At 44.4% G+C, this 12,638-nt stretch carries 11 protein-coding genes; 5 read left to right on the forward strand and 6 right to left on the reverse strand.

Annotated elements, in window-relative coordinates; genetic code table 11:
* Nucleotides 1-112: 112 nt before the first annotated feature.
* Genes MARME_RS13335 through MARME_RS13350 form a run of 4 tightly spaced genes read right to left on the reverse strand, consistent with a single transcriptional unit; the run spans nucleotide 113 to nucleotide 4,595 of the window.
* On the reverse strand, nucleotides 113-1,264 hold the full coding sequence (locus MARME_RS13335; RefSeq protein ID WP_013661785.1) for a transporter substrate-binding domain-containing protein: 1,152 nt from the start codon (nucleotides 1,262-1,264) through the stop codon (nucleotides 113-115).
* On the reverse strand, nucleotides 1,261-1,941 hold the full coding sequence (locus MARME_RS13340) for an HAD family hydrolase (protein ID WP_013661786.1): 681 nt from the start codon (nucleotides 1,939-1,941) through the stop codon (nucleotides 1,261-1,263). Before MARME_RS13340 ends, MARME_RS13335 begins: the two co-directional genes overlap by 4 nt.
* Nucleotides 1,928-3,112, reverse strand: a complete 1,185-nt coding sequence (locus MARME_RS13345; protein WP_013661787.1) for a hypothetical protein — start codon at nucleotides 3,110-3,112, stop codon at nucleotides 1,928-1,930. Before MARME_RS13345 ends, MARME_RS13340 begins: the two co-directional genes overlap by 14 nt.
* A 13-nt stretch (nucleotides 3,113-3,125) precedes the next feature.
* Entirely contained in the window at nucleotides 3,126-4,595 is a 1,470-nt protein-coding gene (locus MARME_RS13350) for an SLC13 family permease (protein WP_013661788.1), read from the reverse strand.
* 433 nt (nucleotides 4,596-5,028) lie between these two features.
* Here MARME_RS13350 and MARME_RS13355 point away from each other — a divergent pair, with 433 nt between their 5' ends.
* From MARME_RS13355 to MARME_RS13380, 5 genes are all read left to right on the forward strand, one after another.
* On the forward strand, nucleotides 5,029-5,667 hold the full coding sequence (locus tag MARME_RS13355; RefSeq protein WP_013661789.1) for a DUF2589 domain-containing protein: 639 nt from the start codon (nucleotides 5,029-5,031) through the stop codon (nucleotides 5,665-5,667).
* A 110-nt stretch (nucleotides 5,668-5,777) separates the two neighbouring features.
* Nucleotides 5,778-6,275, forward strand: coding sequence for a DUF2589 domain-containing protein (locus MARME_RS13360; RefSeq protein ID WP_013661790.1), 498 nt, complete (start codon nucleotides 5,778-5,780; stop codon nucleotides 6,273-6,275).
* Nucleotides 6,276-6,341: 66 nt separating this feature from the next.
* Nucleotides 6,342-6,944, forward strand: coding sequence for a DUF2589 domain-containing protein (locus MARME_RS13365; RefSeq protein WP_013661791.1), 603 nt, complete (start codon nucleotides 6,342-6,344; stop codon nucleotides 6,942-6,944).
* A gap of 602 nt (nucleotides 6,945-7,546) precedes the next feature.
* Nucleotides 7,547-8,674 (forward strand): hypothetical protein, encoded by a 1,128-nt coding sequence (locus tag MARME_RS13375; RefSeq protein WP_013661793.1) that lies wholly within the window; start codon nucleotides 7,547-7,549, stop codon nucleotides 8,672-8,674.
* Nucleotides 8,675-8,871: 197 nt separating this feature from the next.
* Complete coding sequence (locus tag MARME_RS13380) at nucleotides 8,872-9,132, forward strand: XRE family transcriptional regulator (RefSeq protein WP_223294978.1); 261 nt, start codon at nucleotides 8,872-8,874, stop codon at nucleotides 9,130-9,132.
* Between the two features lie 76 nt (nucleotides 9,133-9,208).
* Here MARME_RS13380 and lodB read toward each other — a convergent pair whose 3' ends face one another.
* A complete protein-coding gene (gene lodB / locus MARME_RS13385) occupies nucleotides 9,209-10,318 on the reverse strand; it encodes a lysine-epsilon-oxidase maturase LodB (RefSeq protein WP_013661795.1) in 1,110 nt (369 codons plus the stop codon).
* A 2-nt stretch (nucleotides 10,319-10,320) separates the two neighbouring features.
* Complete coding sequence (lodA, locus tag MARME_RS13390; RefSeq protein WP_013661796.1) at nucleotides 10,321-12,501, reverse strand: CTQ-dependent lysine 6-oxidase LodA; 2,181 nt, start codon at nucleotides 12,499-12,501, stop codon at nucleotides 10,321-10,323.
* Nucleotides 12,502-12,638 lie beyond the last annotated feature (137 nt).

The following is a 12,638-nucleotide window of genomic DNA, read 5'->3' on the forward strand; positions in this document are numbered from 1 at the left end:
ATGCTTTATTTTGCTAAGCTATCAATTTACTAGCACTTCAATTTACTAGTACATCAATTTATAAAGGCATTAACACAAAGAGGTTTGACGAAGAGCTTTAACTTAAACCGCTTCAGTCAACGTAACGCTCTAAACGTCGATGCCAAGTCGAATTATGAACCGTTTCCAATATCTGACGGTTCAGCAATTCAGTCATAGGGCTACCGTCTGGCAAAATGAGCGAATAGTCAGTCTGCTCTAGAGTAATAGGCAAAACGCTCACCTCTTTTAAATACCCTGATTTAACCAAATATTGCATTTCCTCTTTTGAATGAACAATTGCCTCCAATCGCCCTTCTTGAAGCGCCGACATCACTTGAGTCCATGAAAACAACTGCTCACTGTCGGTCACGTTATTGTCCTGTAGCCATTCAGCAATGGTTTCGCCCCTCAAGTCAGAGTTAAGCATATTCAAATACGCCACGTTTTTGTGTGCCAACTCATCAACGGACGTGATTTGTGCGCCTAACCCTTGCAACGTCAATGCCGAGGTTAACAACGCCGTCACAATTGAGACAAAGCTGACACCGAAAAACATCAATATGATCACCAGCACTTGACCACCACGATGTTTAACTTCAAACGGACTGCCTTGCCCAGAAAACACCAGTACGGTGGACCAGATCATGGCATTGTAGAACCCTTTCAAAGGGCCGTCGGTAAACAATGGGTTTAAGTTCTTTTGCTCCGCTTGCCAATACAAGAGCGCGGTGGCGATCATAACGAGCAATAAAATAAGCAGAACAAAAAAGGTTTCCATTAAAGGAAAGTTCTGCACCAATCGATACAAATTTGCCCAACCGGATTCTTTGGCGACCATGACGCCAATGTGCCCTTGAAAATAACTGTGGGTAAAATCGACAATACGCTCGTTCTCAGCAGTGGGAACAAACGCGCCAAGCGCAATATCCACATCCCCTTGTTTCAACGCGCTTAATAAGTTTTCATCATCAACATACTCTTTAAAGCGATAAGAGGTGTTTAAGCATTCCGCGATCGTGCTCCATAAATCAATGGCAATGCCCTCCCAGCCGCCATTTTTCTGCGTCGCAACACTCGCTTCGTAGATAAAAGGAGGCGAAAACCTGACCGCTATCGTAAGCGGTCGACTGTGCTCTTTTGTCTGAATATTTTGACAGTGAGAAGAGTAAGAGCTGGCATACGCAAAAGAGGAGACAAATAACCAGAGAGCCATTCCGATAAGCCGCAAGCGGTCTGCTCTCATATAGACACCTCTTCAGTCTGCTCCATCATTTCATCCGGTGATTCAAAACTAAATGCGGGACGATACATTTCTAACTCTTGTGGTGCGGTATAGCCCCAAAGTGCCGCGACACTGCGAACGCCGGCCGATTTTGCACACAGCAGATCCGCGGGAGAATCCCCTATCATCAAGGTGTGCTCTGGCAGGGTATTGAACGCTTGCATATAGTTCAGCAATACGACGGGGTTGGGCTTGGGTGGCGCTTGATCCGACCCAATAACTTTATCGAAATACGCCAGTAAATTGAGCCTTCGTAACAGCTCTGTCGCCCGTTGGCCATCTTTTCCAGTCGCAACACATAACGTCTTCCCTTGATCGCGTAGGGTTCGCAATAAGCGGTCTACGCCTGGATAGGCAACGACGTACTTCGCGAGATAACGACTGTGCCGAACAAAGTGAGGATGAAGCTCATGAGGTAAACCGATCTCATCCATGATTTGCTTGAATCCCTTACCAAGGTGTTTGCGGTATTCCTTAAAACGCTCAGCAATGGCATTCGGAGAGACAGCGTAGCCGTAGTAATCATACATAGAGGCTCGAAAAGCCATTTCCATGACCATAAGGCTGTCAACAAGAACGCCATCCATATCAAAAACATACAAGCTAACGTCTTTCATGGATTGATTAGGGCTCGACATACAGTACCTCCGATACTTCTTCAAAACGATATAAGCCAGTTTCTTTCGCGTAGGCTTGGTAAATTTTAGGCAAACGATTATCACAAGACTGCTTGGCTTTGCGGGCAGCCAACCCCACTAGGAATTGATCAGCACGCTTAACAGCACTGTCAACCAAGGTACGTTCTTGTCGTGGACGCTTCATTAGATTGACCAGCTCTTTTCCCTGTTCAAGCCCAGCGATCGCGACTGTCATCATCCCACCATCGTCGACAAAGTTGGTTCCTGCTCCGAGGACGGGGAAATGCGCATGTGACACGGTCCAATGAATAAGCTGATCAGCAGGAACAAACTGCTTGCTCCCTTTTTCGGTCTCGACTTGTTGATAGTTTGCAATAAGCAACATGGCGCGATTTTCGTTCGCGAGCGCGACCTGTTGCTTCCATTCTGCGAGTGTCGACACCGCCGTTGGCTCCATCAACTCCAATGGAAACCAATTAAATTGCCGGTAGCTCGTAAGTTCTCGGCGCGCGGTGGGCGAGTTATCGTTCAATGGTAAGACGGCAGTCGCTCTTTCATCGCCGCAATATCGACTTAGGTCTAAGAGAGTTTCAGACAGGGCCACAAAGTTCTTATGCTCATAAATACCTTGCGTATTTACCGCATTAAAGTAGCCGTAAGGCTCCACACTATAATTCACACCAGCAAAGACAATTTGAGGAAGCGAGTCCCAGCTCTGAGCGTAAGTTTGTTCATAAAAATCCAGATCTTGTTCTGGACAGTCTTGCGCAAACAAACGTTCAGCCAAACTTTTTTCAGGAAAGACCTTATTTTCGTACGCCAAGTAGTGAGCGCCAATCAACTCTTGCGCAAGATCGTCGACCAACAATAGGTAATCCGGCTTCCAATCCATAATGCCGTACAAGACATCTCGCGTGGATCGACGACGGAAGTTACAACCGTTGTGGTTTTTCAAATCCATATAATGAAAACGCACTTGCGCTGACGGTAACTCGCTATTTAGTTGCGCTAAAATACCTTCATCAATAGAGTTAACCCAACTTAGATCGGTATTATAGGAATGGATAACAAACACACGCGGTTCGTCTTGTTTGTGCTGCCATACTAGCCCTGCGACGCCCAGCACAATGCCCATGATCACCAACCGAGTCGCATATTTATAAAACATCATTTTCGAATACTCCTTAGATCAACGCCAAATCCGCCCAATACGGTAATGTGGCGCACAGCGCGACAATCCGAGCAAAGCAGAACCAGAGATTGGAAGTGAGGAACGTTCGCTGCATTTCTTTATGCATTAACTTTTCCTCCCCTAACGCGGAAAACACTTGAGATGCAACACCATGCTGATATGGAAGAAAGAACGATTCGCTCAAGGTGATCAGACAAAAACCCACTACCCATGGCGACAAAGCGGAATCTCCAGAAATAGAGATCAAAACACTCATCAAAATAACGAATGTCGGTGCCCCAGGAAAAAAGAGACGCACACTGAATACCACAGCACTTAATGCCAATATCCCCACAAAAGGGTTACCAGTAATAAAGACGCCTAACCATTGCAGGTATTCGAGTGCCAAACTGTCTAATTGAAGATGCTGAATCGTTGGCCCCCAAGACATGATCGACGCAATAAAAATCAAGGTCGGCCAATCAACACGGTTTCGCATATCACCTGCATTTAGCCCATCGAATAAAAAGATCACCATGGCAATAAACAAGGTAATCCACGCCAATGCGATATGATGGAAAGACATCGTCAAAATAGAGCCAATCAAGACGAGCATAGCCAACACCGCGCCCCGCTCTTTGTTATCAAATCCTTTGAGTTTTCTCAGCTCTTCTCTTACCTGTTCAACCTCCGCATCCGATACGGTTTGCTCTTTTCTGCATCGCCAAACAACCCAAACACAATAGAACGAAAGAAGGACAACACCGACAAAAATGGTGCTCTGAAACCAGTTTCCCCATTGAAAATAAAACTGTGTTTGTAAATCCAAAAAACCAAGCATTACAAAGTTCAATGGATTCCCCGTTAGAAAAATCGTACAGAGCAAAAAACTCCCCTGCATTGCACTGACTTGCAACGTTGCTTGCCTACGAGGATCAATAGAGAGCTTCGACAAATCCACCGCCAAGGGTGTCATGATAGCCGAGCGACCCAGCGGAGAAGGAATCAACGCGGATAAGAACGTACCCAATCCAAATAATATAAATGGCTGGGTAAAACGATTATTTGGAAGTCGCACCGTTAGCCATAATGAAATTCGCCTAGCGAGCCCCGACGTACTCATCATAGCGGCGAAGATAAACATGCCTAAAACAAGAAAAATAACATCAGAGCCAAACCCTGCGACGACGATCTCTCGTGGGGCTAAATTCAAAATCACCGATAGGATGGTAACCAATATCGAAGGCACAAAATTAGGCGTTAACCGAAACACCCACATACTGACCGCCCCAGAAATAAGCGCTAAGAAAATAACGCCTTGTTCACCAGATTGCTCATAGATTTTTTCGGGTAAGTGAACATACAAAAAAAGAGGTAGAACAAATGTGACTAGCCAACCTGTCAGCCGAAACAACACATCATAATCAAGCGCTTTTTTCGGTACATTTTTGGCTGAAACAGCCTCTTGAGAAATTTCATCCATAGCATTTACTCTTAGAGTTGATATAAAAACCGTGGTGAAATTTTCTTTGATGTTAGAGAGGAAAACTCGGGGAAGAAAAGTAGGAATAACGCGTTTCCTACCGACCTACAACGAACGCAGCTTGTGTGCTCAAATCAGCGATCTTCAGGCGACTCGGTCAGCCCATCGCCCACTAAGTGTAATACAGTGTAATTTGCATATGCTTAAAAGGTATCTATGCTAAAAGCTGAGACACTCGTAGTATCACCAACGAGTATCAAGAATTGGAAGCATTCTGAAAATAGGGTAATAAGAAGGACAAGAACAAAAACGCTGTGTTCATGCAAAATGCATGATGAATCGACACTAGTTAACTCTGATTAGAAGCCGTTTAACCTGTCTTTACTATGCCAATTTTCTGTTCCTATCATTTAAAATGAGACGGAGAAAAACGATGCCTAGCTTAGTATCGATGGCGCAACAATTTAGTGGACTACCAATGAAATCTCTTTTGGGCGCTCCGCTGAAAGCTGCAACTGACGCAAATGGAATGATGGCTCGAACACAAACTCAGTTTTTGCTAAGTACTTGCTTCAACAAAGACGACGCAACTGGCAATTTAGACCCAATCATGGTGTCCTTTAACATCACTCGCTCAATCATAAATCAAGATGGAAGTGCGGCAACCCCTCCAACCGCTAACGTACAGTTTAACCTCCCCCTACTCACTTTGATTCCACTAAACTCTCTAGCGGTTGATGACGTTAAAGTACACTTTGAAATGGAAGTGAAAAGCTCAACGTCTACAGACCATGAAACGAGCAGTGAACAAGAAACTGCTGCGAAAGCGGATCTAACCGCGAAGTATAATGCTGGCCTATTTTCTGTCGAAGTTCACGGTTCTGTCTCCCACAACAGCAAAACAACCTCTCAACAAAGTGAGCACTACGAGGCATCTAACCAAGCCAAATACGAAGTCGATGTTCATGCAGGGCAGCTTCCTTTACCAACCGGTGTCACAACCATCATTAATGCATTCACAAAGAATATCGACCCTATCATGTTAAAAGACGCTGGGAGCGATGGAACATAGCAATACGCCACACTTCAATATGGCTAACATAAAGTAAAACGTCGGCGTTCAAATGTGAGTAGAGACGACTTTTTTGCCGTCTATTTTTTTGCCGCCTAAGAGGAGACGTAATGATTGAATTTGAAGCCTTGATGCGCGCGATACATAAGAGCGTTAAAGACGCTGCAAAATCAGTAGAAGGAGAAACGGTTGATTTTATCAACCGCTTTTTCGAAGAAACTACCGATGACGAATCGAAGTCCGACAACCACTCAGTCATGAGGCCAAAGACCTGTACAATGCAGTTTCCAAGCCGCACCGCAGACGGCATTGAAACCGTTACTGCCGAAGTTCCTTTGCTTGCGCTTGTTCCGATATCCTCCCCACGAATCATGGAAGTTAAATTCACTACTGAGTTGGATATCACCACCAACAAAGATGAAAAACTTTTAGTGTCTTTCCCTAAACCTCGAAAGCGAAGCTTTTTCTCAAGCAACGATTCGTCGGATGGCGCTCCGTCTGGCAATGCAACCATTGAGATAACCTTGACTGGCGACGAACCACCAGAAGGCTTAAAAACACTGATAGACGGCTACGAACGTGCTCTGCGAGCACAAATTCCAGGCTAACATAAACGCGCTTTATGCTAGTACATTTTCGACAACGGTAAATAACAGACGATTTGAGGCCATAAAATGAGCGAAAAACGTTTAGCAAAGAACTTTACCGGACTACCGATGAAAGCCTTGATAGGAGCCCCACTTAAAGCAGCGACCGATGCGAATGCCATGATTTCACGTGCTCAAACACAGTTTCTCTTATCAACATGTTTTGAAAAAGTGGCAGAAAATAGCAGCGACCTAAAACCCATAATGGTCACATTCAAGCTTTCAAGACAAGTGCTCGACACTTCTGGAGCACTGCAATCGGACCCAATAACAATGGACTTCTCCATTCCTCTGATAACACTCATTCCAATCAGCTCGCTGGCTATAGAAACGCTAAAAGTGTCATTCAGCATGGAAATAAAAAGCTCTAGGGAGTTCACCAAAGAAACACAGGAAGACAGAGAGAAACGCAGCTCAAACACGGGTATAGGACAAACGTTTCATTCTCACGAATTCGATACAGAACTTCATGGCACGCTGTCTTCAAAATCAAAAACGACTGGAAACGTGAAATCAGGAGCAAATTACGAGGTAACCATGGAAGCAGGCCAGCTTCCCTTACCTAAAGGCGTCACTATGATGCTTGATATCTTCTCCAAAAACCTCACCCCCATTCCCAACAAAGACTAATGCACGGTGTATAGGAATAACGACATGAGTATAAAATCAACAATCGACTGTCCAGACTGCGGGTCCCCCATTTATTTTGAATCAACACTGCTGATCTCGGGGCAAAGCTTCACGTGCTCAAATTCAAACTGCGGAACATCAATTTCACTATCAAGTGAAGAAACAAACGTTGTTGCGAATGCCTTTGAGAAGTTTGAAAAAATAAAACACGACGCGTTAAAACAAACATAGAACCAAAGGAAGATGTGAACAAGCCCACTGGCTTCCGCGTGCGGATAACGCTTCTTTGTTCGAGGCAAGTGTCTCGAGACAAATGTCGCCGTCCAATATTGAGCATATTGGCAAGGACGTTAACGAAGAATGAAAGAGAGCTTAGCCCACACTCGGCAACTGCGCCTGCGTTGCCCTAATGACCTACATCCATGTAGGCCTCCTTTGGGTCTTTCAAAGAAGCAGCCTATCTTAGTTAAGAGTGATTGAAAGGTATTAACATTCCTACTCTCTCTCGCCTTAATTAAGCTGTTTCTCTAATAAAACTGAAGCTCATAAGACTTATTCGTACCTTATCTAACAGTACTAAGAGTTCAAAAATAGGCGAAACAATGAAGAAAATCGTATCAATCTTTATATTATTTTACACCACTGCTCTACTGGCCTCCGACGACTATGTCATCAATACGAGTCATATTCTTTATGTGTCCAAATCCGAAAATGTAAGAGCGTTCCTTGAACCAGGTACCGTTCTAATGAAAGTCAGAACATCTATAAACGATACCTATAAAAGAAGGCTAAGGGTCATTACTCCAGGCGGGCTGGAAGGTGAAATTATTCGACGAGGCTACGACCAATATCAAAATATAACAAAACCTATCGCTTACCTAAAACGTCCCTTAAAGATTAAAAATGAGCAGTTTGAAAGTGGTGCTAAATTTCTGGTATCTATAGACGATGATGACGAAGAGCTTAGTTATGAACTTACCTACCCTGCTCCTTATCTGGATCTAAAACTCAATAAATACGATGTAAAAGAAAGAACTAAACGACTGTCTGAGGCCGAGTTTGATTATAATTTCAACCTCGTCACACCAGACTCAATGCCACACCATTACCCTCGCTGGACGAGATCTAGAAAGTCTCCTGTCGAATGGGGTTGTGGCAATTCTAAAAAAGAAGAGTCTGTATTTGAAATCGGAGCGGGAGGGAAAGTTAGCGCAGGAGGAAGTTTCTTCTCGTTTTTTGAAGCTGATACCTATGCGGAAAGCGACAATAGAAAAACCATTACTTATACAAAAAACCTAGCCGATAATTTCAACAAACATAGAATAACTTATTGGAAACTCAGTTCGGCGATAGCACCAAGAAAAACCATTCTAAACGTCGCATTAGAAAAATTGTCGTCATGCGATGGCACAAAAAAACTGTCCTTTAACTATGTAATACATTTCTCGAAAATCGAAGACATTGACCCTAATACTGCTCGCTCCCAGAAAAACGAAAACATCGACCCTATAGCCATTAATCATGATTGGGTCGAAGCGAAGAAACTGACTCCAGGTGGAACATCTCCCATCAAGCTTACAACCCTAGATGACTATCGTGATTTAAAAGCCGCATTCAAAGATTTTAAATTTCAGTTTAGTCGTGACGGGTATGAACTAAACAGCGCTCTTTTACAATTTGTCATGATGATGACTGCAAATATTAGTCTTGAGTATAAACGCTCGCCTTAAACGCCGTTATAAATACTTGGGAATGCTTTGACTCAGTCAATCATGCAATAAGCGATGTACATTGTCGCTGCTTGTAAATCCAAACAAAGCATTTAACGATTAGTGTAATACGGTGTAATTTGCTTCTGCTCAATTAACCGCTACGCTTCTTTTACAAGATATCGGATCGCTACGTCATGCTATATGGAGAAAACGGAATGAAAACGATGGATGGACGCGTCGCCCTAGATGTAACACGCTTAAAGGATCTTAGAATGCGATTAGGGCTCAGTCAGGAAAAAGCCGCAGAACAGTGCATCAGTAAAGGGATTTATGTCTCTATTTCTTCTATCAAGCGCGCTGAACTAGGTATGAACGTACTATATCGAACGGCAAATAACCTCGCTCTATTCTATCAAATAGACATAAAAGACATTCTAATAGACCCACAACTAATAGAGCAAAGACACTCGGCATAGCAAACATAAGCTATGATAAACGAAGGGAGCCTCCGGCAATCGTCGGCTCTCTTCGTTTAGCTCATTGTCTGAAAGGCTAAGAGGCATGTTGTAACGCAGAAAACGCGTGTCGTCGTTGCCAAAATAGCTGATTAGGCCAACGCTTTTCACGTTGATAAATACGTGTTTTGGTCACATGGTACTCTTGATATATTCTTGCCATGTCTTGCTGGTATTGCAGAACAGCATCCTTAGAATCACTAACAAGCGCTCTCGTACTATGACAGGCACTGGTCATCGCAAAGCCGATGCCCATTGATGAAACAGGATCAAAGGAAAGAGCAGCATCCCCGACAGCGATAAACCTATCAGGCAATTCAGAGGTGCAATACTGGCTATGCGCTTGCTTTACCCATAGTTTAGGATGCGTTGTTTCACTGCCTTTTACACAGTCTGCAATCGCGCTGGTTTCTGCCAAATACTGATTCCAGACAGAAGCCTTGTTCAAACGCATTTCCCGCATAATATCCATATCCGTAAAACACGTAACGACCGCCAATTCAGACGAAAGGCCAGCCATATACCACCAACCATATTCACAGCTTTCAATACGTTGGTGCTGCTCAAAAGCATTATCCGGGTTGCGGATAAATGCCCCCACACCAACAAGCTGATCGTCCATCACTGGTTCAACACCAAGCATCGCACTAAGCTTGCTTTGCCTTCCCGACGCGTCCACTAAGTAATCACAGCAAACCGTTTGCTCGCCTTGTTCAGGGTGAACAAATTGGACTTGCCATACAGAATCACTCTGCTCAATTTTCATCTGCTTACAACGAGGGATAACAGTACCGCCTCGCTCAACAAAAGCCATTAACAGGGTTTCATCAAAGGCAGCTCGATCTAGTTGATAGGTTGCCCCTTGAGTGGCGAACATACTTAGGTGATGGCTCTCAATCGAACTTCCCCAAAGACTCGTTTTCCCATAATTTGGCGAAAAACAAGATTCTCCAAACTCAGAAACGGGCAAATCAAGATACGCTAAAAAATCGAAAATACTATGAGACACCTGCTCTCCAATGCGTGCTTGGGAGAAGTCGCCTCGCTCCAATAACAACACCCTTTTGTTGTGGTGTGTCAGTAGTGACAAAGCGGAAGCGGCCCCCGCGGGGCCACCTCCTATTACAATAGCATCGTAAGATTCCATTGCTAACCTCGCATCCGTGTGCCTGAACGAGGGCGAATGTTGCTCGAACGGACCTTACTAAACGCTCTCTCTTCAAAGTAAGACGCCATCAACTTACCTTTTTTAGTGCCCTTTCCTTCTAAAGATTCCTTATTGGCATTAATGAAGAAGACAGGCAGACTGGTCTCATTATCCTCGCTATTGCCCGTTACTTGACCAACAAGTACCTCTTTAAAATCGAACAATTCGTGGTTTCGTTCCGTCTCCGTAAAGAATGGGAAACCATCATTATTTTGGTTACGATCTCGAATAAAAGCCAACGCAGACCAATGCTCAACCATCTGACTGTAACTATTAATGCCACGGGCATAGTTAATTTGTTGCCCCGCAGGCAAATGACTGTGCAGCTGGCCTTCAGTATCAAGTTCACCAGTTAACACATCCCAAGGGCTTTGCGGTGGCCACCAGTAGCTGTAGTAAGCTGGCGGCAAAGGCACTTTCTCATCGACGTTTTTGGTCGCACTCACACTCGATTGGTCAGGTACACTGACGCCTGCCGGTAAATTTCCCCATTCATAGTGCGTACGAGATGTGACGGTTTCCGTCTGACTTGCTTTATTGACGCTTGGCTCACTGAAGTTGACGGTCTGAATCGTGCAGTTAAAGAAGTCAGCCTGCCAAGGACAAGCCATGCGCTTAGTGAGATCACCAGGTTCACAGCCCGTCTCTTCTTCACACTCATCACGTTCAGGTGTAAGCCCATTCACATCGAAATAGGCCTTATCCTGATAATGTTTAATTTGATAAGCGTCTTTGTATATCACGGGGTTCTGTAAACTCCAGGTCATTTCTATTCCTGGACACATAGGCAATCCAACACAATTGCCGATGCTTGCGGTATCCATGTCGCTTACTGGATAATCGTCCGCCGGACCTGCTGTGAACTCTCCTTCAGCCCATTGCCCTAACAAAAAGAGTTGAGTGGCATCCAAAGCAAGAAATTTCTCTACGACATTATCCGTTAAGTCATAAAAGTTAGAACTGCTCACGGAGTTACTGCCTGAGTTCATCGGCATCAAAGGCAAGATATCGCCCTCTACCTCACTGCTCATCAAGACCTGCTGCGGCTGATCATAGTCACCAATTACCTTGTTATCTAGCTGTCGGAAGTAATTGTAGTACTTCATACGGTTCGCCTTGTTGGCGGCACTACCGTCGCGATAATCGAACTGAAAACTAAAAAAGCCACTCATCGATTGGACATTAGAAACCCACTGATACTGGCTGATACGCTGAATAATAGGCAAGATATCACGGTCGAAATTGGCAACATAATCTGACTTATAATGCCCTGTTGCGCTGTCGTACATGTCTGGAACAAGGTCGAAGTTCCTCACGCCAACATCGAAACAGGTATCACTTAGTGTCGAGATATTCACAATTTCGGGGGCAAAGTCAGGCGAGCCAACTACCATCCAAGCCGTCGAGGTTTCGGATGAGTCATCACTATAAGTAACGACACAAGTCACAGAGCCATCGGAAATATCGTCATACCAATCATCTCCACCACCATAACCGCTGAGATCTGTATTCCCCCCAGCAAAACCGTAACCACCCAATACAATAAGGCGACCTTGGCTGTCAGTACGCAGGGTTCCCAAACTTTCAAAGTGCTTTGAACCCTGTAGGAGCTCACCAGAGGGATAGGAAGGATGTAAATACGTCTCTGGAATATTGTTAATACTGATTTCAACCGTAGCCATTACACCGCTGACTGAACGCGGACCTAGGTCGATAATTAATGATTGCCGCTCACTAGACGCTGTTTTACTTGCATTTCTCCATGGTACACCCCGCGCCGAATAACTGTTATCTCGCCCATAAAGAAGGTTGCCATTTAGTTCTCGAAACTCATACCAAGCCGCCTTTTTATTCGCTAGATGCACCGTCCATTCGATGTTTTTTACATTCGGCGAATCTAAGGTCAGCTCCTCATTTGACGCACCAAACACTTTAAACACTTGTCCCTGTCGACGTATACAACCTGCCTCGTCTTTAAAGTTGACGACTGTCGTCGTAGGTTTGAGATCGACATCATGCTCGTAGGGAAGACCACCAATCTCCATCGGATTTAATACAAAATTATCGGTATTAGCATTACCTAGTCGGGCAACACCAATAGAAGGGTGAACAGAAAGCGCCATAACTTACTCCTTTGTTGATAACTAAAATCCATAAACCGTTTTTATACGAATGGTCTTTCAGTTAAGCAGAGCAATGCAGGTACGGCAGTATCAGTTCAGTATCAGTTAATCCCTCTTGACAAGGGAGGCTGTTTCTC

The organism is Marinomonas mediterranea MMB-1 (assembly GCF_000192865.1).
GTDB classification, from domain to species: domain Bacteria; phylum Pseudomonadota; class Gammaproteobacteria; order Pseudomonadales; family Marinomonadaceae; genus Marinomonas; species Marinomonas mediterranea.

Bases quoted from the DNA above. Each gene is read 5' to 3' on its own strand.
- MARME_RS13335 (WP_013661785.1), bottom strand. From the start codon at position 1,264: ATGAGAGCAGACCGCTTGCGGCTTATCGGAATGGCTCTCTGGTTATTT.
- MARME_RS13340 (WP_013661786.1), bottom strand. From the start codon at position 1,941: ATGTCGAGCCCTAATCAATCCATGAAAGACGTTAGCTTGTATGTTTTT.
- MARME_RS13345 (WP_013661787.1), bottom strand. From the start codon at position 3,112: ATGATGTTTTATAAATATGCGACTCGGTTGGTGATCATGGGCATTGTG.
- MARME_RS13350 (WP_013661788.1), bottom strand. From the start codon at position 4,595: ATGGATGAAATTTCTCAAGAGGCTGTTTCAGCCAAAAATGTACCGAAA.
- MARME_RS13355 (WP_013661789.1), top strand. From the start codon at position 5,029: ATGCCTAGCTTAGTATCGATGGCGCAACAATTTAGTGGACTACCAATG.
- MARME_RS13360 (WP_013661790.1), top strand. From the start codon at position 5,778: ATGATTGAATTTGAAGCCTTGATGCGCGCGATACATAAGAGCGTTAAA.
- MARME_RS13365 (WP_013661791.1), top strand. From the start codon at position 6,342: ATGAGCGAAAAACGTTTAGCAAAGAACTTTACCGGACTACCGATGAAA.
- MARME_RS13375 (WP_013661793.1), top strand. From the start codon at position 7,547: ATGAAGAAAATCGTATCAATCTTTATATTATTTTACACCACTGCTCTA.
- MARME_RS13380 (WP_223294978.1), top strand. From the start codon at position 8,872: ATGAAAACGATGGATGGACGCGTCGCCCTAGATGTAACACGCTTAAAG.
- lodB (WP_013661795.1), bottom strand. From the start codon at position 10,318: ATGGAATCTTACGATGCTATTGTAATAGGAGGTGGCCCCGCGGGGGCC.
- lodA (WP_013661796.1), bottom strand. From the start codon at position 12,501: ATGGCGCTTTCTGTTCACCCTTCTATTGGTGTTGCCCGACTAGGTAAT.